Source organism: Pengzhenrongella sicca (genome assembly GCF_017569225.1).
In the GTDB taxonomy this organism is placed as follows: domain Bacteria; phylum Actinomycetota; class Actinomycetes; order Actinomycetales; family Cellulomonadaceae; genus Pengzhenrongella; species Pengzhenrongella sicca.
The window spans coordinates 2,413,235-2,436,072 of record NZ_CP071868.1 but is presented as its reverse complement, the minus strand read 5'-3'; the positions used below and the strand labels follow the sequence as shown (position 1 = coordinate 2,436,072).

Below are 22,838 nucleotides of genomic sequence, written 5' to 3'. Positions count from 1 at the left end.
ATCAGAAGTCGTACTCGTCGATGTTCTCTGCGGTGAAGACGAGCGGCTTGTCGTACAGCAGCTCGCCGTCGGCGCCGACGGTGAAGTCGCCCGCGTCGCCGGCCTTGACGACCTGACCCTCCTCGCTCGTGATCTCGCCAGTCACCAGCTGGTTCGCGGCCATCGTGGCGACGTAGCCGAGCTCGGCCGGGTCCCACAGGGCGAACGCCTTGACGGAGCCGTCCGCGACGAATTCCTTCATCGAGCTCGGCAGCGCGAAGCCGGTCGCGTAGACCTCGCCCTGCCGGCCCTGGGCGACGACGGCCTGTGCGGCGGCCGGCACGGTGGCGGCCGACGACGAGATGATGAACTTCAGGTCGGGGTCCTGCATGAGGTTCACCGCGATGTCGAAGCTCTTCTGCTCGTCGTCCCCGGCGAACTGCACGGTGTCGATGTAGCTGAGCGCGGAGTACGCCGGGTCGGTGTCGATCAGCTCCTTCATGATCTTGACGTGCGCGGTGTGGTTCGGCGCCGTCGGGGAGGCCGACACGAACGCGATCTTGCCGCCCTCGGGGTCGTTGAGCAGGGCGGCGTCGAGCATCGTGCTCGCCGCCAACTCGTAGCTGAGCTGGTTGACGAAGATGTCGCGGGCGTCGACTTCGGCGTCGGCGTCGTAGGTCACGACGACGATGCCGGCGTCCATCGCCTTCTTGAGCGACGGAGACACGGCGCCGCCGTCGATCGCGCTCACCACGAGCGCGGACGGCTTCTGCGTGATCGAGTTCTCGAGGGTCTGGACCTGCGCCGTCGCGTCCGGCTCGTCCGAGCCCACGTACTGGAAGTCGATCCCGAGCTCCTCGCCGGCCCGCTCGCCGCCGGCGCGCGCGACCTCGAAGTAGGCCAGGCCCGTGAACTTGGGGGCCATGAAGATGCTGACGTCGGCGGCGGCTGCGGACGTCTCGTTGCCGGCCGCCGGCTCGTCACTCGAGCCGCTGCACGCGCTGACGGCGAGCACCGCGGCGCCAGCGAAGGCGGCCAGAATCGTGCGACTCCTGCGTCGGTTGCGAATGGACATCGGGAGATCCTCTTCTTCGAGTTGGTGCTAGGTGGGTGGTGGAGGTGCAGCGGTGCGCGGGGTGGGTCGGGCAGTGCCGTGGTGCCGGCTCAGCCGGGCGAGCGGGCGCGGGCGTCGTCGTCAGTCACCAGCCGTGCCGCCGTGGCGGCGCGCTGCCGGCGCGAGAGCGACGAGCGCAGCCTCACGACGCCGTTGGGCAGGCCGATGCTGACGATCAGGAGCGCGCCGAGAATCAGGGTCTGGCTGGAGCCGGGGAAGTTCGCCAGGCCCATGCCGTTGGACAGGACGCCGAGCAGCAGGACCGCGAGCAGGACCCCGACGACCGTGCCCTTGCCGCCCTTGATCGACACACCGCCGAGCACGACGGCGGTGAGGATGAACAGGATCGAGCCGTCGGCGTTGTCGGCCCGGGCCGAGAAGTACTGCCCGATCCACAGCAGCGAGCCGATGCCCGCAGTCAGGGCCGCGACGACGTACGCGCCGACGCGGACCCGCTTGACCGGCACCCCGGCCATCGCGCTCGCGGGGGAGCTGTTGCCGATGGCGTAGCTGTAGCGGCCGAACGGGGTCGCCGCCATCAGGACGGCGGTGGCGGCCGCCAGGAGCAGGAACACCAACAACGACGCGGGCACGATCCCGAGGAGGTGGCTGCCGAGGTAGGTGTAGGACTCTGGCAGTCCGGTGAAGCCGGCCTCACCGCCGATGATGTAGGCGAGCCCGCGGTACGCGCCGAGGGTGCCGAGCGTGACCGCGAGCGACGGCAGGTTGGCGTACGCGACGAGCACCCCGTTGATCGCGCCGAGGGTCGCGCAGAGGGCGAGCACGATCACCGTCGCGACGACCACGGGGAACCCGTTGGTCGCGAGCTGGGCGAAGGTGACGGAGCCGACGGCGAGCGTGGACGCCAGGGAGATGTCGATCTCCCCCTGGATCACGACCGTCATGAGGCCGAAGGCGAGGATGCCGAAGATCGCGAAGTACTGCGCGGACCCGAGGATCTGAGCGGCCTCGAGGTAGAAGGGAGACAGGGTGGTCGCCCAGGCTCCGGCCGCCAGGATCAGGACGACCAGGAGCAGCTCCCAGGAGTATTGGCGCGCGAGGCGGACGAGGCTCACTTCGCGACCTCCATGATGCGGCGGCGTCGGTTGATGCCCGTCACGCGGCGCTGCACGACGGCGTCGACTCCGACGGCGAGGATGATCGTCACGCCCTGGATGAGCAGGCGGTAGTACTCCTGCACCTGCTGCTGCACCAGTCCGTTGTTGATGGTCGCGAGCACCACGGCGCCGAGCGCCGCGCCGACGACGCTCCCGCTGCCTCCCCAGATGCTCACCCCGCCGATGACGGCCGCCGCGAGGACCTGGATCTCGTACCCGTTGGCCAGGAGCGAGCCGATGACGCCGACCTGCCCGCCGAGCATCAGCCCGGCGAGCGCCGCGATCATCCCGGCGGCGACGTACGCGCCGATGACGATCCGGGTCGGGTCGAGGCCGAAGAACCGCGCCGCCCGCGGGTTGGAGCCGTAGGCGTAGATGCGGCGCCCCCACGGCAGGCTGCTGAGCACCCAGCCGACGAGGGCCACCACCGCGGCCGCGATGAGCACGTAGTACGGGATCCCGGCGACGGTTCCGGTGGAGACGGACTTCACCCAGCCGGGGATCATGCCGGAGGTGACCTGCCCGGAGTCGGCGTAGACGGCGGTCGCGCCGCGGTACACCGCGAGGGTGCCGAGGGTCGCGACGATGGACGGGATCTCGAGCACGGCCACCAGGAAGCCGTTGAGCCAGCCGAGCACCGCGCCGACGACGAGCGCGAGGGGCACGACGGCGGCCTGCAGGCCCGGGCTACCGGAGCTGACGTCGTACACGACGTAGGCGGTGAAGCCCATGATCGACCCGACCGAGAGGTCGAGGTTCCCGGTCAGGACCACGATGGTCTGGCCGGCGACGGCGACCACGAGGATCGCCGCGGTGAACAGGATCGTGCGCCCGTTGCTCACGGTGAGGAACTGCGGCGACACCAGGGCGAACGCGGCGACGAGCAGCAGCAGGAAGACGACGACGCCGAGGAAGCGCACCCTCAGGGCGATCGACCCGGTGCGGCTCATGCGACGTCGCCCGTCAGGCTTGCGCTGCGGGTCGCCGCGGCGATGATCGCCTCCTGGGTCGCGTCGACGATGTCGAGGTCGGCGACGAGCAGCCCGCGGGCCATGACGAGCACCCGGTCGCTCACGGCGACCACCTCGGGCAGGTCCGACGAGATCATCAGGATGGCGAGGCCCTGCTCGCGTGCGAGGTCCCGCATGATGTCGTGCACCTGCGCCTTGGTGCCCACGTCGATGCCGTGCGTCGGCTCGTCGAGCAGCAGCACGGCCGGTTTGGTTGCTAGCCAGCGCGCGAGCGCGACCTTCTGCCGGTTGCCGCCGGACAGGGAGCTCACGGGGTGGTCGATCTCGGCTTTGATGCTCAGCGCCGCCTTCTGCTCGCGAGCGATCCGGCGCTCGCGGCTCGGGTGCATGAGGCCGAACGTCGACAGCGCGGCGGTGCTCGGCAGGGCGATGTTCCGCGCCACTGAGATGGTCGAGATGACGCCCTCGGCGTCGCGGTCTTCGGGAAGGTAGACGACGCCGCGCCGCGCCATCTGCCGCGGGCTGAGGGCCCGCACCGGCGTGCCGTCAACGACGATCTCCCCGGAGCCGGCGGGATCGGCGCCGAAGATGGCGCGCGCGATCTCGGTGCGGCCGGACCCCACGAGCCCTGCTACGCCGACGATCTCCCCGGCGTGGACGTCGAAGCTCACGTCGTCGAACACTCCGTCGAGAGACAGGTTGCGCACGCTCAGGCGCACAGGCCCGAGCGGGGTCTGGCGGGGGACCGGGGTCAGCACCACCGACCGGCCGACCATGAGGCGGATCATCGCGTCGTCGTCGAGGTCGTCGGCGGACGCGGTGCGCACGTGCTGGCCGTCGCGCAGCACGGTGATCGTGTCGGCGAGGTGGCGGATCTCCTCCATCCGGTGCGAGATCCAGATGATGCTGGTGCCCTCGGCCTTGAGGCGCGCGACGACGTCGTACAGCCTGACGGCCTCGCCGGGGGTGAGCGCCGACGTCGGCTCGTCCAGGATGAGGATCTTGAGGTCGGTCGAGATCGCGCGCGCGATCTCGACGAACTGCGCCTCGGCGACGGTCAGACCGGCGACCGCCTGGTCGACGTCGATGTCGAAGCCGAGGCGCGCGAGCAGGGACGTCGCCTGCTCGCGCATCGCCCGCTTGTCGACCTGCCCGCGCCGGGTGGGGTGTTCGCCGGCGAAGATGTTCTCCGCGACGGACAGGTGCGGGAACAGGTTCGGGTCCTGGTACACGGCGGCGACGCCGGCCCGGCGCGCCTGCTTCGGGTCGCGGAACTGCACGGTCTCGCCGTCGAGCAGGACGGCGCCCGAGTCGGCCTCCTGGAGCCCGGTGACGATCGCGACCAGGGTGGACTTGCCGGCGCCGTTCTCGCCGATCAGCGCGTGCAGTTCCCCGGGGGCGATGGTGAAGGAGACGTCGCGAAGCGCGACGACGGCGTCGAAACGCTTGCTGACCGTCCGGATCTCGAGGCGCGGTGACGGCGATTCACCGGCCTGCGTCGGCTCGTGTGCGACGGACTCCATTGCCACGCCCCAGCCTCATCGGCACCCGAGCGATGTCGGGTCATTCGTCTGCTTTCGGATGATTTGGACGGTAGACCGCAGCCTGCGCAGACGTCAACCATATGATCGTGAGATGAACCGATGCTCACCGGTGCTACGTTCTGGGCATGGTCTCTGACCGAACGTCGTGGGCGGGCAGCGAGCGGTCCGACTCGCGCGCGACACTCGTGCGGGTCGCGTGGTTCTACTACAAGGACAACCTCACCCAGGCGCAGATTGCGGCGCAGCTCTCGGTGTCGCGGGCGACGGTCGCGCGCATGCTCGAGCGGGCGAAGGACCTCGGCATCGTTCGCATCGAGATCAGCGCAGACGAGCTCACGGCGCTCGAGTTGAGCCGCGCCGTGCGGGACCGGTACGGGCTGACCGACGTCGTCGTCGTTCCCCAGATCGGCGTGAACAGGTCGCCCGAGGAGATCAACGAGCAGCTGGGCCAGGCGGGTGCGCAGTACCTGCGCCGGCACCTGCGGCCCGGCGCGATCATCGGGATCGGGTGGGGCGACACCGTGCTCCGGGCGCTGTTCGCGCTCAGCCGGGACTCGCTCAAGGACGTCACGATCGCGACGATCGCCGGCGGCATCGACGCGTACACGCGGCGGGTGCTCGGCTCGTCGAACAATGATCTCGGCACGCACATCCGGTTTCTCCCGGCGCCGTTGCTCGCCTCGGCGCCGAACATCGCCGCCGCTTTGCGCGACGAGCTCGCGGTCACCTCGGTGCTCCAGCTCGCGGCCCAGGCGGATGCGACCCTCATCGGGATCGGCTCGGCGCTGTCGTCGGCGACGATCCTGCAGCACGGCGTCGTCAACGAGCACCAGCTCGCCGAGTACCGCACGCAGGGCGCCGTCGGGGACATCCTCGCGGAGTGGTACGACCGCGATGGGCGGGTCGTCGACGCCGACTTTCACCGCCTGCGGATCGGCATCCCGATCCGCGACCTGCAGACGATGCCGAACGTCATCGCGGTCGCGGGCGGCATCGACAAGCTCGATGCGATCGCGGGGGCACTCGCGGGCGGGTATCTCGACGTGCTCGTCACGACCGAGGATGTCGCGCTCGAGCTCACCGCCCGTTAGCTCGCCCCGCGCCGGTTCAAGGGATACTTGGGGTACTCACCCCTTTGCGGCGCCCCGTCGTCGCCACGTCTGGAGACCCGACACTTCGTGCAGCACCCGTTCACGGCGCCCCGCAACTTCGCCATGGTGGCGACCGATCTCGACGGCACGATCGTCCCGCACGGTCAGTCCGTCTCGGCGCGCACCCGGGCTGCCCTGCAGGCGTGCGCGCGCGCCGGCGTCCGCGTCGTCTTCGTCACCGGGCGGCCGCCGCGCTGGCTCCAGCCGGTCGTCGATGCGACCGGACACACGGGTTTCGCGATCTGCGCGAACGGCTCGATCACGCTCGACTCGGCCGCCGACTCGGTCGTCGCCCTGCGCTCGATCTCGAACGAGGCGGCTATCGAGGTCGCTCGCCGGCTGCGCGCCGCGGTGCCGGATGTCGTGTTTGCGGTCGAGACCGCCGACGAGATTCGGGTCGAGAGCGGCTACGAGGCCGCGCGCGGGTCCGGGCGCGTGGAGGGCCTGGCCCCGGCGGTGGCGATCGCCGGCAGCCAGCGCGAGGCGGCGACGCTCGAGGAGCTGCTCGACTCCGAGCCCGTCATCAAGCTCGTGGCCTTCAGCACGGCGTCCACCCCCGACGGCCTGCTCGCCGCAGGCCGCGAGTACGTGACCGACCTCGTCGCGCCGACGCACTCGAGCCCCGCCATCGCGATCCTCGAGATGGGGCCGTTGGGCGTCACGAAGGCGACCAGCCTGGCGGAGCTCGCCCAGTCGTGGGGGATCCCCGCGGCCGAGGTCGTGAGCTTCGGCGACATGCCGAACGACGTCGACATGCTGCGCTGGGCCGGGACGAGCTTCGCCATGACGGGCGGGCACGCCGACGCCGTCTCAGCGGCGGATCACCTGGCGCCCGCGGCCGCCGACGACGGCGTGGCGCAGGTTCTCGAGTACATGCTCGCCGGGCGCTGACCGCGCGGACTGGCTGCGCCTGGCGCCGAGCGATGGGGGCCGGCTGCGCGCGAGCGGGGTGACGCTGACGCTGTGCTGGGCCGGATCTGGCCGGTCATCACGATGACGCCTGCGGCGTGCTCTGCGGCACGTAGCCGGGGATGTCCGCGATGTCGAACCAGACCGGAAGCCCGCGGCGCCGGGCGATGGCGACGTCTTGGTCGGCACCCTTGGAGTTGCCCGGCACCCGCAGGACGCCGTCGCAGTGCTGCAGCAGGCGCTCCGCGGTCGGGTACATCACCTGCTCAGCGAGCGGGTCGAGGGGACCAGTCGCGCCCGCGGAGCTCAGAACTGGAAGGGCGACCCATTCCCCGATCATCGGGACATGGCCGCTGCGGAACAGCGGCCACGCCGCTTCTTCCAGTCGCTGAAGGTTGGCCGCCATGCGGGCGGGGTCGTCGTCGGTGCCGGACCGGTAGGGGCCGGCGATGAGAATGAGCAGTGGTTGAGGTGGCATGAGTGTAGAATAGTCGGCAACAACATGCAGAAACAAGGGGAAGGGGGCGGGACGTGCTTGCTGCCCAACGACGTGACGAACTGCTCGAGCGGCTCCGCCGGGACGGCCGCATCGTCGCCAAGACCACCGCCGCGGACCTGGGCATCTCCGAGGACAGCATCCGGCGGGACCTCCGCGAGCTCGCTGCTGAGGGGCTCTGCCAGCGCGTCTACGGCGGAGCGCTGCCTGTCTCGCCCGCCGTCACGGACTACGCCGGGCGCCGTGAGGTGGCCGTGGAGAGCAAGGAGCGGGTCGCTAGCGCGGCGGCCCGGCTGGTGCATCCAGGCTGCACGGTGATCCTCGACGGCGGCACGACGGCCCTCGCCGTGGCGCGAAGGCTTCCCCGAGACCTGGTGGCGACGGTTGTGACGCACAGCCCCACGATCGCCGTCGCCCTGGTGGACCATCCGACCGTCGAGGTGCAGCTGTTGGGCGGTCGACTCTTCAAGCACTCCCTCGTGACCTGCGGGGCGGCCGCAGTCGAGGCGGCGTCGGCGGTGAACGCGGACATCTTCATGCTCGGCGTGACCGGCATCCATCATGAGGCCGGCTTGACGACCGGTGATCCCGACGAGGCCGCAATGAAACGAGCCCTCGCCGCACGGGCCGGCGACACCTACGTCCTGGGCAGCAGCGAGAAGATCGGCGCAGCCTCGCCCTTCCGAGTGCTACGGCTGCACGAGGTAAGCGGGATCATCCTCGACGCGGCGCCAGAAGACAGGGCGCGACGCGACCTGGAGAGGGCAGGCGCTGTCGTGATCTCAGCCTCAACGTAGGTGCCGCATCGGTCACCGCTGCGCTCGTTGCCGACGGCGCCGCCGCTCCGTCGGCTCCGGGCTCATGGACGCGCATCAGCGACCATGTCTTCCTCGACTAGCGTCACGTGCGGCGACAGTCGAAACTCGAGCTCTGAGGCCCCTCGCCCCCACCCAGACGTTGAGTGAGCACTCTCCGGCACCGCATATCGACATCGTGCTGATGGGATGTTCGGTGGCTCGCCGGTTGATGTCATTCCCGTACGGTCGTCCGCATGGCCGCGCTCGAGTACCCGACGCCCCCGCTCCGCGACGCCGTGGTGCTCTTGCGTCCCTGGCGTACTCAGGACGTCCCAGAGAAGCTGATGGCGTTCAACGACCCGGTCATTCGTCAGTTCGCCTGGTCTCGGACCACGGCGTACAGCGAAGCGGATGCGCGTGAGTACTTCGTCGAGCAGGAGCAGGCCCGCCAGTCCGGCTCTGCGCTGACTGTTGCGATCGCGAGCCCGCTGGACGAGGCCGTCATTCTTGGGGGCGCGTCCCTGTACGACGTCGACCTCAACCAGGCGCGCGCTGGGATCGGGTATTGGTTGGCTCCCGACGCCCGCGGGCGCGGTGCGGCCACACACACCGTGCGGCTCCTTGCCGGCTGGGCCTTCTCGACGTTGGGTCTGCAGCGGATCGAGCTGACCTGCGGGCCGGACAACGACGGCTCGCAGCGGGTGGCTGAGCGCTGCGGATTCGTGCACGAGGGGGTCCTTCGCTCGCACCTCGCATTCAAAGGAGGCCGGCGCGACTCGATGATCTTCTCGCTCCTGCCCGGCGAACTGCGGTAGCGCGGTGCCCAGCCGCAACGAGATCCAGCGCCAGCACGCCGAGGTGGTCATCCGCGCGGCGGACACAGCTGATGTTCAGGAGATCGCCGAGTTCCAGACAACATGCTGGCGAGAGGCCTATCGCGGTCGGGCCGACCCGGCGCTGACGAGGGCACCCCTAAACGACCGCGATGTGGCTGCCGGTAGCCGGGCAACCAGGCGATCTCCCAGCGGCAGCCCTCCGGGTCGGCGACGTAGGCCGAGTAGCCGCCCCGCTCGCGGTCGACTGGCGCGGCGACCACCCGAGCGTCGGCCGCAACGGCAGCGGCCGTCGCTGTCGGGCGCGGCCTCATCGCGCAGCTGGCCCAGCGGGTACAGAGCGAGCCGTACGCCGCCGGCGTCGAACTGCGCGTCTTCCGCGTCCACGACGGTGCGAGCATCGCCTGGCGCCGGCCTTGTCGCAGAGTCGGGGACACTGGGTGAACACCGACCGTAGCTTTGACAAGGAGTCAGCCGTGACCGAGGGAACCGTCCGCTGGTTCGACACCGACCGGGGGTTCGGCTTCATCGCCCTCGGGCAGGAGGCAGAGGACCTGTACGTGCATGCGTCCGAGATCGTCAGCGACGACGCGATGAAGCTGCTCCGGCAGGGCCAGGTGGTCGAGTTCGAGATCGGCGAGGGCGACCGCGGCCCGCAGGCACGCCGCGTTCGGGTCACGGCTGACCAGTCCGCCGATCAGCCGTTGGGCGTGCTCGGCACCGTCGCCTGGTACGAGCCTGCCAAGGGGTACGGCTTCATCACGCCCGACGGCGGTGGTGCCGAGATCTTCGTGCACAGCTCGGCCATCGTCGGAGGCGGCGTGATCGCGGATGGGCAGCGGGTGGCATTCCTCGTCGCCGACGGGGACAAGGGCCCGCAGGCTGACCATCTGCTTCCGCTGGGGGCCCAGGCCACCCAGCAGGCCGGAACATCCGACGGGGCCGACGGCACCGTGTCCTGGTACGACGGGGACAAGGGCTTCGGGTTCATCGCCCCCGAATCGGGCGGCCCCGATGTCTTCGTGCACGTCCGAGCGCTGACCGGCGGTCTCACCGAGCTGCAGGAGGGGGACCGGGTGACGTACGACGTCGTTGAGAGCGAGAGGGGCCCGCACGCGCGCGACGTGGCCCTCACGCGCAGCTCGACACCTCGGGGCGTGCCCGCGACCTCGACGACCCGCGCTCGGTCGGGACACGACGAGGCGGCCGACGACGCCCCGGTGCGCGGCGGCGAGGGAGTGGTCGTGCGCTACGACGAGGAGCGGGGTTTCGGCTTCATCGCCCCAGACGCCGCGGGCGCGGACCTGTTCGTGCACGTGTCGGTCATCAGGGGCGCCGACGCGCTGCGAGAGGGCGATCGGGTCCGGTACCAGGTGCGACAGAGCGATCGAGGACCCCAGGCCGACCGCGTCGAACTGATGTGAGCGGGACGGAGGGCCCGGGCGGAGTTGTACCCGACGTAGCGCTTGGCGCGGGCGTCCTAGCTCGTCGTGGTCAGCGCCTGCGTGGAGCGTCCTCGGTCGACGAGCGCCGTGACTGCGACTCCAGCTGTGTACGCCGCGAGGTCCACGAGCTCGAAGGTGGTCCCGAGCAGGTAGTGCGCTGGTCCCCACCACTGGACCACGGCGGCGGAAGCTCCGGTGAGCTGCATGAGCTCGACGGCGACGCACAGTCCGAGCGCGATCGCCGCGACCAAGCGGGTGCGCGAGCGTGGCGTGGCGAACGCGACGAGCAGGTAGATCAGCGCCGCGTACAGGCCGTCCCCGATCGCGCTGGAGATCGAGCCGTGACCGAGGTATGTCACCAGCAGGCCCGCGACGACGACCGTCGCGGCCGCAGCGATGAGTTGGTATCGCCGTGGCGGCGCAATGGTCGAGGGTGTCGCACTACGACGATCCCTGGGTCCAGATGTACCAGCTCGACGAGGGTTCGTCCCTGGTGAGGTAGTAGCCCCATCCGGTGAGCTCGCCCTCAGGTAGGGACCCGTCGGTGTGATGAAACACCGCGTCGATGTGGACCCAGGCGTTGTCCTGCGCCTCGTACTCCGTGCCGATGGCCAGTTGTGTTCCGTCGAGGGCCGCGTCGATCTGCACCTCTTCGATGGTTGTGCCGAACCAGCCGTCGATGGTGGATTGAGCAAGATCAGGGGTCGCGATCGCCGCGAGCGTCGATGGATCCTCTGCGTTGATCGCCTCGATGTAAGCGCCCACGACCTCCTCCGGGGTGGCGTCAGGCGGCGGGGTCTCGAGCGGGGCCGCCGTTGACTTGCTGCCGCAGCCCGCCAGGACGAGCAACAGTGTGATCGCTCCGACGACGAGAGCGCCCCGGTGCGGAGTCCTCGGACTCACGGTCTCGAACCGCCGTCGGTGGATGTGAGAGCGGGGTGCACTGCACCTCCTGAGTTCCACGAGCACAGCGTTGGCCTCACAATAGACGCGAGCCCGTCCCGAACATGTCGAAAGGCCGGGTCAGCGGCCGTCGGCCGTTCCTCCGGCCGCCGCACTCGTGCTTTCGACGGTTGGCCCCGCGGATGAGAAGCGCCGAGAAGACAGATCTTGGACGCCTGCGTCGAATTGAGACGTCAGCACCGTAGGCGCCGACGCGATCGGCGCTGAGCGAGAGTGAACCGGCGGGCGCTCGCCTACGGGACCGCCGGTTGCTCGTCCGCGACGACGTGTGACCGCGCGTAGGCCCGGTGCTGCCCATCGTAGGAAACGTCGATTTCGAGACTGAATCTCAAGGGGCCAGCACAGCACAATCAGGCTCGAGGCGTCTCATAGAACGAGCACAAGAACGAGCGTTGGCAAGAGCGTCGCCAATGCGCTCACGAGCCAGTACTGCCAAGGGGCCAGTGCTACTCGGCGGCGCAGGTCGCGGTTGACGAGCCACCAGACCAGCGCGAAAAGCGCCACCACCGGTCCCCCGATCAGGAGCCACGGCCCCGTGCCGTCGTTCTCCGTCGGTTCCGTCTGCGTCCAGCCCACGGCCGCGAGCGGCCAATTCGCGGCGAGGAACCACAAGATCCAGATTGGAACGACACCTGGGATTCCCAAGAGCAAGTTCACGCCCAGGGCTGTGAGCAACGGGGTCTGCCCGCGCCCCGCACTCACGCCCGAGCCAGCAGGGTCTGCGTGTTGGTCAGGCTGGTGCACAGGCACGGCCGAGCTTTCCCGAGCTGGTAGGAGTTGTCAGCCGTCAGGTAAGTGGTCGACCCGATGCTATGCCGTGCCATCACGGTCACGCCTCCCGATTGTTCGCGGCTCAACCCCGCCCAGCTGCGGTCGGTATGCGACGCCCTGGAGACGGCGTCAGCGGTGGCGGACGACGTCGACCGCGAGCCCGACACCATCGGCGAGCGCGTAGCCGAGCAGCCCGAGCCCACCGACGACCACGAGGACCGCGATGCCCGGCACCGCAATCTCGGCCAGGCCCTGACCCATGTCGCGGATGAACTGCTGTCCGTAGCCGACCGGCGGCGTCGCGGGGCCGGGCGGCGTCGGGAGGGGCCGGGCGGCGTCGACCGACGTGCGCTCATGGTCAACGGACGCTACCCGCGTCCCGTCACCACACCTCAACGCAGGTGTCGTCGTGGCCACGATTGCCGGCGCCTGTGGCGCCCCGCTGGGTAGCCTCTGGCGGCATGACCGGTGCCAGCACCTCGGCAGTGAGGCCCGAGACGTCGGCGAGGCGTGCGGTGACTGCCGCGACCATCGTCTCCGTCGCGGCCTGCGCGGCAATCTGGTGGGTGGCCGTCCCGATGGAGGCGGTGTGCCCAGCGGTGTATCCCGCTCCGGTCGGCTGCACCGCCGCGGACCGGCAGTCCGCCGGGGTCACGTGGACGATTGCCCTGGCGGTGAGCTACGTCGTGACCGTCGCCGTCGCCCTGACCATCGGGCGCCGCTACAGATGGCTGACGCGCGCGGCGATGTCGGCACTCGTGGTGGTTGCGGTGTTCGGCTTCGGCGCGGTGCAGGGCTCGACCGGCGTCGCCTTCTCGGGCGACAACCACCGCCACGCCGACGTGCCAGCCGCGTCCATGCACCGACCGAGTCCGGGAAGCGGGCGCTAAGTGTGCCCTAAACCACGAACTGCTTGAGGTCGACGCCGGTCAGCCGCTCGTACGTCCGCAGCCGCATCCGGAAGTACCCCGCGTCGCCCCAGCCGGTGCCCCAGCTGTTGGCGTAGATGAGCGCGCTGCTGAACGCGTCTGCCGAGTCGATCTCGACGCCGACCGCCTCGACCTCGTGCCCGCCCGAGATGCCGCTCCCCGGCCAGGCGGGGTCGGCGTCGATGAAGCCGTCGGCGTCCGGCTCGAAGAAGGCCGTGTACCAGGGCATGCCCTGGAGCACCGGGCCCTTCTGCAGCAGGCGGAGCAGGCCGTACGGCGAGCGGGCCCACCGGTAGCCCGCGATGACGCCGCGGCTCTTGAGCACCTTGCAGACCGCGAGGCCGGACGAGCCCGTGTCGTCGGGCGGGTACGTCCCGCTGTACCCGTCGGCGACGGTGGCGTCGGCGTACAGCTGGACGGCGAACGCCTGCGCGGCAGCCGCGTCGCCGGCCGGGAGCACGGCGTGCCCGACGGCGTCGTAGAACGGTTGCGTGCCGAGCGCGCCCGCGCCGGCGTTCCCGGTGCACGACCCGAGCTGGCCCTGGTCGAGGATCGGGAGCACGCGGTCCCAGCGCTGGTCGTCGAGCGCGCCGCTCATCTCTCGGGCGTCGTTCTCGACCATGTAGCTCAGGCTGCGCCCGTCGAGCCACTGGTTGCGGCCGAGGCGCATCCCGGGGTGCGGGCGCTCCTCGTACTTCTCATAGACGAATCCACTGTCGACGAGTCCCCGATTTCCCATCGGACATCCCCTCGCGAAGGCACCTCGTCGGCACCATTGCCGACGGCGAGCGAGCGTACTCTCGGCCGCAGGGCCTGCCAATCCCCACGGTGGCGCCCGCACGAGGGGAGTTCTCGACCATGACGCTCGAGCTGCGGCCGACCGCCTCCACCGCACGGCAGGTCGTTCCCGTCGGCGAGCGGGTCGTCGTGCGCCTGCCGGAGAACGCGACGACGGGGTACCGCTGGCACGCGGAGTTCGACGACGCCGCCCTGCGGCTCGTCGAGGACCGGACCGAGGCGGCGACCACGCCCCGGGGCAGCGGCGGTGAGCGGGTGCTCGGCTTCGAGGCGCTGCGGGCGGGCGCGGCCTCGCTGCGACTCGTGCAGCGGCGTGCGTGGGAGCCCAATTCGCTGGCCGCCGAGCTGGAGGTGGAGCTGGACGTCCGCCCGCGCGGCTGATCGCCGCCCGATCGGGCGCGAAGGAGTCGGGTGTACAGACCGTCAGATCGCGTCGCGGACCAGCGGAGGCAGCAGCGCCTCGCGCTCGTGCTCGGACAGGCCGCCCCAGACACCGTACGGCTCGCGCACCTTGAGTGCCTGGGCCCGGCACTGCATGATCACCGGGCAGGTCGCGCAGATCGCCTTCGCGAGCGCGTCCCGGCGGCGGCGGGTCGAACCGCGTTCGCCCGGGGGGTGGAAGAAGAGGGTCTCGTCCTTGTTCTGGCAGGCCGCGCCGCTCTGCCAGTTCCAGGGGATGATCGGCCCGTCGGCGGAAGATTCAGTCATGTCCCAGCCCCATCACGTCGTCCGTTCGTCCGGCGCCGGTGTGCCGATCCGTCCGAGAGAGTGCGGAGCTCGAGTCTGAACCCACTGCGGTGTCATGCACCGCCTGTTCAGCCTGCGCCAGCCGGCCGCGGAACGCAAGGGACACAGCGGGCATTTTGCGAGCGCTCAGCCGCCGAGGGACCGCCGGCCCATCGCGCTCGCGCAACCGATGCAGGTGGTCGTCGCCGGCAGGGCGCGTAGCCGGTCGGCGCCGATCTGGCCGCCGCAGGTGTCGCACCGGCCGTACGTGCCGTCGGCGAGACGGGCCAGCGCGTCGTCGAGCCGGGCGACCCGCTCGCGTGCGCGCTCGAGCGCGGCGACGACGAGCGCCCGCTCGACCGCGAGGCCGACGCCCTCGGGATCGTGCTCGTCGTCGGTGGACACCGACCTGGCCGCCTCGACGAGGCGGCCGAAGTCGCGTTCGCCGGCGTCGACCGCGGCCACGGCGTCGTCACGGCGGGCGGCCAGCTCGGCCCCCAGCGGCACCTCAGATTCCAGCGGCGGTCCGACGCCCGGCTCGATGCCCGGCCCGGCACCCGGCGGCGGCGCGGCCATCGGCGGGGTCGCGATCAGCCGACGGCGCGGTGGCGCTGGTCGGCTCCGGCCGGGCCGTACGGGTAGTCGCCGACGACGGGCGCGCTGACCTCGGTGAGCCGGTCCAGCTCGGCGGGCGCGAGCTCGACGGCGACCGCGCCGAGGTTGTCGGTGAGCTGTTCGACCGTGCGCGCGCCCAGGATGACGGCGGTGACCGCAGGCTGCGCCTCGAGCCAGGACAGCGCCACCTGGGCGGGGCTGACGCCGTGCGCGCCGGCGACGTCGACGACCGCGTCGATGATGCGCCAGGTGCGCTCCTGCGCATTGCGCGGCCCCCAGGCCTCCATGCCCCGCTCGGGGTCCTCGCCGAGGCGGGTCGCGCCGGTCGGATCGGTGTCGCGCCGGTACTTGCCGGTCAGCCAGCCGCCCGCGAGCGGGGACCACGGCAGCAGCCCGACCTGCGCGTCGAGGGCGGCGGGCACGATCTCCGACTCGATCTCCCGCACGAGCAGGCTGTACTGCGGCTGCAGGGTGACTGGCGGCGTGAATCCGAGCGCGCGGGCGAGGTGCACGGCCTTCGTGAGCTGCCAGCCGAGAAAGTTCGAGAAGCCGTAGTAGGCGATCTTGCCGCCGCGGACCGCGTCGTCGAGGAACCGGAGCGTCTCGGCGAGCGGCGTCACCGCGTCCCACGCGTGCAGCTGGTACAGGTCGATCTGCTCGACGCCGAGCCGGGTGAGCGACGCGTCGAGCGCCCGCGCCAGGTGCCGGCGCGACGTGCCGAGGTCGTTGCCCCCCGCGCCCATAGCGAACCGCGCCTTCGTCGCGAGCACGAGCTGCTCGCGCTCGGCGGGGTGGGCGGCCAGCCAGGTGCCGATGATCTGCTCCGAGGTGCCCGCGCTGTAGACGTCGGCCGTGTCGACCAGCGTCCCGCCGGCCCCCACGAACGCATCGAGGATGGCGTGCGACGTCAGCTCGTCGGCCTCGGCGCCGAACGTCATCGTGCCGAGGGCGTAGGTGGAGACGACTGCCCCGCTGTTCCCGAGTGTGCGGTAGCGCATGCTGCAACCCTACTGACCGGAGCCGATCTGGCATCTGGGGGGCGCCGGCGCCGCTACCGTGGCCGCATGAATCGTCGCCCCCTGTCGCAGGCCCTGCTCGGCGCGTTCGTCGTCGCCGTCGGTGTCGCGGCGCTGCTCGGCCAGCTCGGCGTGGTCGAGGTGAGCCTCGGCGAGCTGTTCTCGACCTACTGGCCGCTCGTGATCGTCGCGATCGGCCTCGTGGCGCTGTTCGCGGTGCCGCGCGCCTGGATCGGGCCGGTCTTCGTGATCGCTGTCGGCGCGTTCTTCCAGCTCGATCGGCTCGACCTGATCGACGTCAACGTGTGGAACCTGCTCTGGCCGATCGGGATCATCTTGGTCGGCCTGACGCTGCTCACCCGGCTGGGCTCCCGCGGCGACGACGACGACGTGATCAACTCCGCAGTGATCTGGTGGGGCTCCGAGCGCCGGACGCGGTCGCAGGCCTTCCGCGGCGGCAGCCTCAGCGCGATCATGGGCGGCATCGCCGTGGACCTGCGCCAGGCCGGGCTCGCCGACCGCGCCGACATCGCCGTCTTCGTGCTGTGGGGCGGCGTCGAGATCAAGGTGCCCCCGACGTGGCGCGTCCGGGTGAGCGGGCTGCCCGTGCTCGGCGGCTGGGACGACAAGACCATCGCGCCCGTCGACCCGCACGCACCCGAGCTGAACGTGCACGTCACGTCGATCATGGGCGGCGCCGAGATCAAGAACTGAGCCGGTCAGCCCCGCTCGGCGAGCCCGTCGGCGAGCGCCCCGACCAGGATCGCGGCGTCTGCCGCGGCGAGGCGCACGCTCCCGGTGCACTCCCCGGCCCGCCAGAGGCTGATGACGAACACGTCGTCCTGCGCGTGCCACGTGACCTGGAGCGCGCGCCGGTCTCCCCGGACGTCGGGCAGCACGCTCGCCCGCCGCAGCGGCAGTGCGACGACCTCTCCCATCACTCCACGATGCACCCGCGGCGGCGGTCTGTACATGGCACGGCTACCGTGAGGGCGGCGGCGCGGCCCGGTCGGGCGCGGTCCCGCCCTACCGGCAGGTTCGAGGAGAAGGTCACCCGTGGCGCTCACAGTCTTGTTCATCGGCGGTACCGGGGTCATCAGCGCGGCGTGCGCGGCCCGCGCCAGGGCCGTGGGGATCGAGCTGACCCTCCTGACCCGCGGTGCGTCGTCGGCCCGTCCCGTGCCCGCGGGGGTGCGCGTCCTGCACGCCGACGTCCGGGACGCCGCGGCCGTCCGGGCGGCGCTGGGGGACGAGTCGTTCGACGTGGTCGCGGACTTCGTCGCGTTCACGCCGGAGCACGTCCAGCAGGACCTCGACCTGTTCGCCGGGCGCACGGGTCAGTACGTGTTCATCAGCTCGGCGTCGGCCTACCAGACGCCGCCGACGCACCTGCCGATCGTGGAGTCGACGCCGCTGCGCAACCCGTTCTGGGAGTACTCGCGGCAGAAGATCGCCTGCGAGGACCTGCTCGTGCGCGCCTACCGTGACCGCGGGACGCCCATCACGATCGTGCGGCCCTCGCACACCTACGACCGCACGACGGTCCCGTGCGACGGCGGCTGGACCGTCGTGGACCGGATGCGGCGGGGCCTCGAGGTCGTGGTGCACGGAGACGGCACCACGCCGTGGACGCTCACGCACACCACCGACTTCGCGGTCGGCTTCGTCGGGCTGCTCGGCGCGGCGACGGCGATCGGCGAGGCGTTCCACATCACGTCGCACGAGGCGCCGACCTGGAACACGATCTACGGCGACCTCGCGGCCGCAGCCGGCGTCGAGGCGCGCCTGGTCCACGTGCCCTCGGACGCGATCGCGGCGGCCGATCCCGAGATCGGCGCGGGTCTGCTCGGCGACAAGGCGCACGCGATGATCTTCGACACGACCAAGATCCGGTCGCTCGTGCCGCAGTTCGCCCCGGCGGTCCCGTTCCGTCAGGGCGCGCGCGAGATCGTCGCGTGGCACGACGCCGACCCGGCCCGGCGGGTCGTCGACGGCCGGCTGAACGAGCTCTTCGACGGGCTGATCTCGGCGTACCGCCCGGCCGCCCGCTGACGCAGGGGCCGTCGCGGCAGGCCACCGGGACGGCCGACGGCGTCCCTCATACCGGGAGCACGAGCGCGGGGTGCCGCGGATCGTCGACCCGCACGACGACGTCGGCGGCGCGCTCGGGGTCGACCTCGGCCGCGTAGCGGGCGAAGGCGGGCAGCGACCAGCGGTCGGCCGTTGGCGTCCGCCGCGCGAGGGTCTCGGGCCGGAGCGCGAGGTGCACCGACAGGTCGAGCGCGGTGACCCGGCCGAGGAGCAGGGTGCCGTCGAGCACCAGGACCGCGCCTGCCGGGGCCTGGAGCGTCCCGGCTCGGGTGGACCGGTCCCGGACGGGATCGCGCAGCGACGGCAGGTAGCGGCCGGTGCCCGCCGGCCCGAACGGGACGAGCACCTCGCGCGTCAGCGCGCCCGCGTCCAGCCAGTCCTCGAAGAGCGCGTCCGCGTCCTCGCGGCCGCGCTCCCAGCGCAGCGATGCGCGGCGCAGGAAGTCGCTCGCGCTGGCGCGCACGACCGGCCGGCCCGCGGCCCGCAGCGGCCCGACGAGCGCGTCGGCGAGGTCGCCGGGCGCGGTAGCGGGCGCGCCGTCGATCGCGATCCGCCAGCGCCGACCCGCATCGAGCGCGGTCACGAACCCGACAAGTCGGCCGACGAGCGCCTCGGGAGTCACCGGCTGCACGACCACCGGGACAGTGTCGCCGATCGCAGCGTCTAGGGTCGAAGCCATGTCAGACACACCCTTTGAGCAGGCGGCCCCGGCCGCGCAGTCGCACCGAGCGGGCCTTTCGGGCCCGGCCCCGGCCGCGACGATGCGCGTCGCGCGGCTGCACGCGATCGGCGACGTGCGGGTGGCACAGGAGCCCCGCCCCGTCACCGGCCCCGGCGAGAGCCTCGTGCGGGTCACGGCGATCGGGCTGTGCGGCTCGGACCTGCACTGGTTCGCGCAGGGTGGCATCGGGGACGCCCAGCTCACGCGCCCGCTCGTGCTCGGGCACGAGTTCGCGGGGGTCGTCGAGGGCGGCCCGCTGGACGGGCAGCGGGTCGCTGTCGACCCCGCCCGCCCGTGCGGCGCGTGCGAGCAGTGCCTCGAGGGCAACCGGAACCTCTGCCCGACGGTCGGGTTCGCGGGCCACGGCGCCAACGACGGCGGCCTGCGCGAGTACGTCGCCTGGCCCACCGAGCTGCTGCACGCCGTTCCCACGAGCCTCAGCGACGCCGACGCCGCGATGCTCGAGCCGCTCGGGGTCGCCGTGCACGCCCACGACCTCGGCAAGCCCCGCATCGGCGCGGCCGTCGCCGTGATCGGCTGCGGGCCGATCGGGCTGTGCCTCGTGCAGCTCGCGCGGGCCGGCGGCGCGATCACCGTCGTCGCGGTCGAGCCGCTCGCCCACCGGCGCGCCGCTGCCGCGGCGATGGGCGCCGACGTCGTCCTCGACGCCGACGCCCCCGACATCGAGGCCCAGATCCTCGCCGCGACCGGCGGCCGCGGCGTCGACGTCGCGTTCGAGGCCGCCGGTAATGACGCGGCGGTGGGTCTCGCGGTCGGGGCGGCGCGGCCCGGTGGCCGCGTCATCCTCGCGGGCATTCCCGACCGCGACGACACGTCGTTCCCTGCCTCGGTCGCGCGCCGCAAGGGCCTGACGATCAAGCTCTCCCGGCGGATGAAGGAGGTCTACCGGCGCTCGATCGCGCTCGCCGCCGCCGGCCGGGTCGACGTCGCGTCGGTCGTCTCCCACACGTTCGGCCTCGATCGGGCCGGCGAGGCCTTCGCCGTCGCGAGCGACCGGGTCGGGCTGAAGGTCATCGTGGCGCCCACCTCGTGAGCGGTCAGCCGACGGTCGACGGCGGCGGGCTCGTCCTCGCGGTCGACCTGTCGACCACCGCCGCGAAGGCCATCGCGTCGACGACCGACGGCGTCGTCGTGGCGCAGGCCTCCCGGCCGCTGCGCACCGCCCAGCCCGCGCCGTCCCAGCACGAGCAGGACGCCGAGCAGTGGTGGGCCGCGACGCAGGCCGCGATCGCGGCGACGGTCGCCCAGCTCGATGACCCGGGTCGCGTCCGGGCCGTGTGCCTGACCCACCAGCGGGAGACGTTCGTCTGCCTGGACGGCGAGGGGCGGCCGCTGCGACCCGCGATCCTCTGGCTCGACGGGCGCGCGCACGCCGAGATCGCGGCGCTCGGCTCGGCGCGCGTGCACGAGCTGTCCGGCAAGCCGCCGGACACGACGCCCGCGATCTACAAGCTCGCCTGGCTGGCGTCGCACGAGCCCGAGGTGCTGCGCGCCGCGGCGCGAGTCGGCGACGTGCAGGCGTACCTGGCCGCGCGGCTCACCGGCCGCTGGGCGACGAGCCACGCCTCCGCCGACACCCTGGGGCTGTTCGACCTGCGCCGGCTCGACTGGTCGGACGAGCTCGTCGAGCTCGCCGGCCTGCGGCGGGACCAGCTTCCCGACCTGGTCGCGGCCGGCGAGCAGATCGCGCCGCTCACGCCGGACGTCGCGCGCTCGCTCGGCCTGCCAAGCCCCGTCCCGCTCGTCGCGGGCATCGGCGACGGCCAGGCGGCCGGACTCGGGCTCGGCGCGACCGAGCCCGGGATCGCCTACCTCAACCTCGGCACGTCGATGGTGCTCGGCGTGCAGTCGCGCGGCTACCGCTGGGACCCGGCGTTCCGGACCCTCGCCGGGCTGCGCCCGGGGGAGTTCACGCTCGAGACCATCCTCAACGCCGCGGCCTACCTCGCGTCGTGGTGCCGCGAGCAGTTCGGGGCGGCCGGCAGCGACGGCCAGCCCGGGCGAGAGCTCGAGCTCGGTGCGAGCCGGGTGCCCATCGGGGCCGAGGGGCTGGTGACGCTGCCGTACTGGAACGCGGCGCAGACCCCGTACTGGGACCCGCTCGCGCGCGGCGCGACGGTCGGCTGGCACGGGCGGCACACGCCCGCGCACCTGTACCGCTCGATCCTCGAGGGCGTGGGCTTCGAGCTGCGGCTGCACCTCGAGCGGCTCGAGGAGGTCACGGGGACGCCGATCACGTCGATCCGCGCCGTCGGCGGGGGCGCGCGCAGCGCGCTGTGGATCCAGATCCTCACCGACATCACGCAGCGACCCGTTCGCGTGTGCGCCGCGCCGGAGGTGAGCGCCGCGGGCGCGGCGATCCTCGCCTGGGACTTCGTGCGGGCCGACGCAGCACTGGGCGACGGTGCGCTGGGCGACGCAGCGCTGGCCGACGCAGCGCCGCCGGTCGCCGCGCTGCCGAGCGGGCGCGACGTGGCCCCGAACCCGGCGGTCGCGGCGGAGTACGACGCGCTGTACGCGGTGTACCGGACGCTGTACCCGGCGCTGCGCCCGATCTTCCACGCCCTCGCCGCCACGGCGAGCCCTGCCTCGGCCCCGGGGCCGTCAGCGCTCTGACGGCGGCGGGGGGAGCGGGTCGACGGCGTCGACCCGCCCCGGGGCGTCGGGCCCGTGCAGGGCCGCGAGCAGGTCCGCGACCGCGTCCGCCGCGCCGGCGAGCGTCACCTCGACGCTGCCGTCGGCCAGGTTGGTCGCGGTGCCGGTCAGGCCCCGGCGCTCGAGCTCCGACCGAAACCACCAACGGAAACCGACGCCCTGCACCCGGCCCCGGACCCGCGCGGCCGCCGAGGTGCGCGGGCCCGGGCGATCGCCCTGTCCCGGCCCCTGGGTCGCACCCCGCCCCATCGCGTGCCGCCCGGGTGCCGCTCAGCCCAGCGAGGCGAGCTCGTCGGCCGTGAGCGTGAGGTCGGCCGCGGTGGCCGAGTCGCGGATGCTCTCGGGCCGCGAGGCGCCCGGGATCGGGATCACGCGGGGCGACGTCGCCAGGTGCCAGGCCAGGCACACGACCTGCGGGCTGACGCCGCGCTCGCGCGCGACCTGGCCGAACGGGGCGAAGCGCGCGCCCAGGTCGGCGGCCGACGAGATGCCGCCCAGCGGGCTCCACGGCAGGAACGCGATGTCGAGCTCGTCGCACAGGTCGAGCTCCGGGCGGCTGGAGCCGAACGCGGGCGAGAACTGGTTCTGCACGCTCGCGAGGCGGCCGCCGAGCACCTCCTGGGCGATCCGGATCTGCTCCGGGGTCGCGTTGGAGATGCCCGCGAACCGGATCGTGCCCTCGTCGAGCAGCTCGGCGAGCACCCCCACGGAGTCGGCGTACGGCACGGCGGGGTCGGGCCGGTGGAAGTGGTACAGGCCGATTGCGTCGCCGCCGAGGCGCTTGAGCGAGGCCTGGGCCGCGGCCCGCAGGTGCTCCGGCCGGCCGTCGACCGTCCAGGTGCCGTCGCCGGGGCGCAGGTGGCCGCCCTTGGTCGAGACGAGGACGCTCGAGGCGTCGCCGCCCCACGTGGCGAGCGCCGTCGCGATGAGCGTCTCGTTGTGGCCGACCTCGCCCGCGTGCAGGTGGTACGCGTCCGCGGTGTCGATGAGCGTCACGCCAGCGTCGAGCGCGGCGTGGACGGTGGCGATCGAGCGGGCCTCGTCGGGCCGGCCCTCGATGGACATGGGCATCCCGCCGAGCCCGATGGCGCTGACCTGCTGCGTTCCAATTCGTCGTGTCTGCATCGCTCCATCCTGCCCGCCTGCGCCCGATCCGCACGTCGACGTGCCCGCCC

28 protein-coding genes are annotated in these 22,838 nt (G+C 72.1%); 11 read left to right on the top strand and 17 right to left on the bottom strand.

Annotation, left to right across the window (positions count from 1 at the left end; all coding sequences use genetic code 11):
* Position 1: 1 nt before the first annotated feature.
* The 4 genes from J4E96_RS11140 to J4E96_RS11125 form a co-directional block, all read right to left on the bottom strand.
* Positions 2–1,054, bottom strand: a complete 1,053-nt coding sequence (locus J4E96_RS11140; RefSeq protein WP_227422179.1) for an autoinducer 2 ABC transporter substrate-binding protein — start codon at positions 1,052–1,054, stop codon at positions 2–4.
* Positions 1,055–1,143: 89 nt separating this feature from the next.
* Positions 1,144–2,169, bottom strand: coding sequence for an ABC transporter permease (locus J4E96_RS11135; RefSeq protein ID WP_227422178.1), 1,026 nt, complete (start codon positions 2,167–2,169; stop codon positions 1,144–1,146).
* Positions 2,166–3,161, bottom strand: a complete 996-nt coding sequence (locus J4E96_RS11130; RefSeq protein WP_227422177.1) for an ABC transporter permease — start codon at positions 3,159–3,161, stop codon at positions 2,166–2,168. The genes J4E96_RS11135 and J4E96_RS11130 overlap by 4 nt, the downstream gene beginning before the upstream one ends.
* Positions 3,158–4,705, bottom strand: coding sequence for a sugar ABC transporter ATP-binding protein (locus J4E96_RS11125; RefSeq protein ID WP_227422176.1), 1,548 nt, complete (start codon positions 4,703–4,705; stop codon positions 3,158–3,160). The genes J4E96_RS11130 and J4E96_RS11125 overlap by 4 nt, the downstream gene beginning before the upstream one ends.
* Positions 4,706–4,851: 146 nt before the next feature.
* Here J4E96_RS11125 and J4E96_RS11120 point away from each other — a divergent pair, with 146 nt between their 5' ends.
* Both J4E96_RS11120 and J4E96_RS11115 read left to right on the top strand, forming a co-directional pair.
* Complete coding sequence (locus tag J4E96_RS11120; protein ID WP_227422175.1) at positions 4,852–5,817, top strand: sugar-binding transcriptional regulator; 966 nt, start codon at positions 4,852–4,854, stop codon at positions 5,815–5,817.
* A gap of 87 nt (positions 5,818–5,904) precedes the next feature.
* On the top strand, positions 5,905–6,768 hold the full coding sequence (locus J4E96_RS11115) for an HAD-IIB family hydrolase (RefSeq protein WP_227422174.1): 864 nt from the start codon (positions 5,905–5,907) through the stop codon (positions 6,766–6,768).
* Positions 6,769–6,865: 97 nt separating this feature from the next.
* On the opposite strand, the gene J4E96_RS11110 is transcribed toward J4E96_RS11115, so the two are convergent.
* Complete coding sequence (locus tag J4E96_RS11110; protein ID WP_227422173.1) at positions 6,866–7,264, bottom strand: DUF4406 domain-containing protein; 399 nt, start codon at positions 7,262–7,264, stop codon at positions 6,866–6,868.
* Positions 7,265–7,317: 53 nt separating this feature from the next.
* Here J4E96_RS11110 and J4E96_RS11105 point away from each other — a divergent pair, with 53 nt between their 5' ends.
* From J4E96_RS11105 to J4E96_RS11095, 3 genes are all read left to right on the top strand, one after another.
* Entirely contained in the window at positions 7,318–8,079 is a 762-nt protein-coding gene (locus J4E96_RS11105) for a DeoR/GlpR family DNA-binding transcription regulator (RefSeq protein WP_227422172.1), read from the top strand.
* Positions 8,080–8,333: 254 nt separating this feature from the next.
* Positions 8,334–8,894 (top strand): GNAT family N-acetyltransferase, encoded by a 561-nt coding sequence (locus tag J4E96_RS11100; RefSeq protein WP_227422171.1) that lies wholly within the window; start codon positions 8,334–8,336, stop codon positions 8,892–8,894.
* Positions 8,895–9,388: 494 nt separating this feature from the next.
* Positions 9,389–10,336 (top strand): cold-shock protein, encoded by a 948-nt coding sequence (locus J4E96_RS11095; protein WP_227422170.1) that lies wholly within the window; start codon positions 9,389–9,391, stop codon positions 10,334–10,336.
* A gap of 56 nt (positions 10,337–10,392) precedes the next feature.
* Here the strand turns inward: J4E96_RS11095 and J4E96_RS11090 are convergent, their stop codons facing one another.
* The 4 genes from J4E96_RS11090 to J4E96_RS11075 form a co-directional block, all read right to left on the bottom strand.
* Positions 10,393–10,716 carry a ribosomal maturation YjgA family protein gene (locus J4E96_RS11090; protein WP_227422169.1) on the bottom strand — a complete coding sequence of 108 codons (324 nt, stop codon included), beginning with the start codon at positions 10,714–10,716 and terminating at the stop codon, positions 10,393–10,395.
* Between the two features lie 82 nt (positions 10,717–10,798).
* A complete protein-coding gene (locus tag J4E96_RS11085) occupies positions 10,799–11,122 on the bottom strand; it encodes a hypothetical protein (RefSeq protein WP_227422168.1) in 324 nt (107 codons plus the stop codon).
* A 564-nt stretch (positions 11,123–11,686) separates the two neighbouring features.
* The gene (locus J4E96_RS11080) at positions 11,687–11,932 is read right to left on the bottom strand and encodes a hypothetical protein (RefSeq protein WP_227422167.1); all 246 of its coding nucleotides are present in this window, start codon (positions 11,930–11,932) and stop codon (positions 11,687–11,689) included.
* Positions 11,933–12,220: 288 nt separating this feature from the next.
* Positions 12,221–12,508: a hypothetical protein gene (locus J4E96_RS11075; protein ID WP_227422166.1), complete on the bottom strand. Its 288-nt coding sequence runs from the start codon at positions 12,506–12,508 to the stop codon at positions 12,221–12,223.
* A 98-nt stretch (positions 12,509–12,606) separates the two neighbouring features.
* Here J4E96_RS11075 and J4E96_RS11070 point away from each other — a divergent pair, with 98 nt between their 5' ends.
* Positions 12,607–12,981, top strand: coding sequence for a hypothetical protein (locus tag J4E96_RS11070; RefSeq protein ID WP_227422165.1), 375 nt, complete (start codon positions 12,607–12,609; stop codon positions 12,979–12,981).
* A gap of 7 nt (positions 12,982–12,988) precedes the next feature.
* On the opposite strand, the gene J4E96_RS11065 is transcribed toward J4E96_RS11070, so the two are convergent.
* Complete coding sequence (locus J4E96_RS11065; RefSeq protein ID WP_227422164.1) at positions 12,989–13,759, bottom strand: C1 family peptidase; 771 nt, start codon at positions 13,757–13,759, stop codon at positions 12,989–12,991.
* 89 nt (positions 13,760–13,848) lie between these two features.
* Here J4E96_RS11065 and J4E96_RS11060 point away from each other — a divergent pair, with 89 nt between their 5' ends.
* Positions 13,849–14,199, top strand: a complete 351-nt coding sequence (locus J4E96_RS11060) for a protease inhibitor I42 family protein (protein WP_227422163.1) — start codon at positions 13,849–13,851, stop codon at positions 14,197–14,199.
* Between the two features lie 42 nt (positions 14,200–14,241).
* Here J4E96_RS11060 and J4E96_RS11055 read toward each other — a convergent pair whose 3' ends face one another.
* From J4E96_RS11055 to J4E96_RS11045, 3 genes are all read right to left on the bottom strand, one after another.
* Positions 14,242–14,526 carry a WhiB family transcriptional regulator gene (locus J4E96_RS11055; protein WP_227422162.1) on the bottom strand — a complete coding sequence of 95 codons (285 nt, stop codon included), beginning with the start codon at positions 14,524–14,526 and terminating at the stop codon, positions 14,242–14,244.
* Positions 14,527–14,691: 165 nt separating this feature from the next.
* Positions 14,692–15,120 carry a TraR/DksA family transcriptional regulator gene (locus J4E96_RS11050; RefSeq protein ID WP_227422161.1) on the bottom strand — a complete coding sequence of 143 codons (429 nt, stop codon included), beginning with the start codon at positions 15,118–15,120 and terminating at the stop codon, positions 14,692–14,694.
* Between the two features lie 14 nt (positions 15,121–15,134).
* On the bottom strand, positions 15,135–16,157 hold the full coding sequence (locus J4E96_RS11045; RefSeq protein WP_227422160.1) for an aldo/keto reductase: 1,023 nt from the start codon (positions 16,155–16,157) through the stop codon (positions 15,135–15,137).
* Positions 16,158–16,223: 66 nt separating this feature from the next.
* Here J4E96_RS11045 and J4E96_RS11040 point away from each other — a divergent pair, with 66 nt between their 5' ends.
* Positions 16,224–16,889 (top strand): LiaF transmembrane domain-containing protein, encoded by a 666-nt coding sequence (locus J4E96_RS11040; protein WP_227422159.1) that lies wholly within the window; start codon positions 16,224–16,226, stop codon positions 16,887–16,889.
* 5 nt (positions 16,890–16,894) lie between these two features.
* Here J4E96_RS11040 and J4E96_RS11035 read toward each other — a convergent pair whose 3' ends face one another.
* Positions 16,895–17,113: a hypothetical protein gene (locus tag J4E96_RS11035; protein ID WP_227422158.1), complete on the bottom strand. Its 219-nt coding sequence runs from the start codon at positions 17,111–17,113 to the stop codon at positions 16,895–16,897.
* 118 nt (positions 17,114–17,231) lie between these two features.
* Between J4E96_RS11035 and J4E96_RS11030 the strand changes: the two genes are divergently transcribed.
* Positions 17,232–18,227, top strand: a complete 996-nt coding sequence (locus J4E96_RS11030; protein ID WP_227422157.1) for an NAD-dependent epimerase/dehydratase family protein — start codon at positions 17,232–17,234, stop codon at positions 18,225–18,227.
* A 46-nt stretch (positions 18,228–18,273) separates the two neighbouring features.
* Here J4E96_RS11030 and J4E96_RS11025 read toward each other — a convergent pair whose 3' ends face one another.
* The gene (locus tag J4E96_RS11025) at positions 18,274–18,945 is read right to left on the bottom strand and encodes a nucleoside/nucleotide kinase family protein (protein ID WP_227422156.1); all 672 of its coding nucleotides are present in this window, start codon (positions 18,943–18,945) and stop codon (positions 18,274–18,276) included.
* On the opposite strand from J4E96_RS11025, the gene J4E96_RS11020 reads away from it, so the two are divergent.
* Both J4E96_RS11020 and J4E96_RS11015 read left to right on the top strand, forming a co-directional pair.
* Positions 18,944–20,041, top strand: coding sequence for a zinc-dependent alcohol dehydrogenase (locus J4E96_RS11020; protein ID WP_227422155.1), 1,098 nt, complete (start codon positions 18,944–18,946; stop codon positions 20,039–20,041). The two genes, J4E96_RS11025 and J4E96_RS11020, sit on opposite strands and share 2 nt — an antisense overlap.
* Positions 20,038–21,624 carry a xylulokinase gene (locus J4E96_RS11015; RefSeq protein ID WP_227422154.1) on the top strand — a complete coding sequence of 529 codons (1,587 nt, stop codon included), beginning with the start codon at positions 20,038–20,040 and terminating at the stop codon, positions 21,622–21,624. Before J4E96_RS11020 ends, J4E96_RS11015 begins: the two co-directional genes overlap by 4 nt.
* On the opposite strand, the gene J4E96_RS11010 is transcribed toward J4E96_RS11015, so the two are convergent.
* The gene (locus J4E96_RS11010) at positions 21,613–21,912 is read right to left on the bottom strand and encodes an acylphosphatase (protein ID WP_227422153.1); all 300 of its coding nucleotides are present in this window, start codon (positions 21,910–21,912) and stop codon (positions 21,613–21,615) included. The two genes, J4E96_RS11015 and J4E96_RS11010, sit on opposite strands and share 12 nt — an antisense overlap.
* Before the next feature lie 21 nt (positions 21,913–21,933).
* Positions 21,934–22,788, bottom strand: a complete 855-nt coding sequence (locus J4E96_RS11005; RefSeq protein ID WP_227422152.1) for an aldo/keto reductase — start codon at positions 22,786–22,788, stop codon at positions 21,934–21,936.
* Between the last annotated feature and the right edge of the window lie 50 nt (positions 22,789–22,838).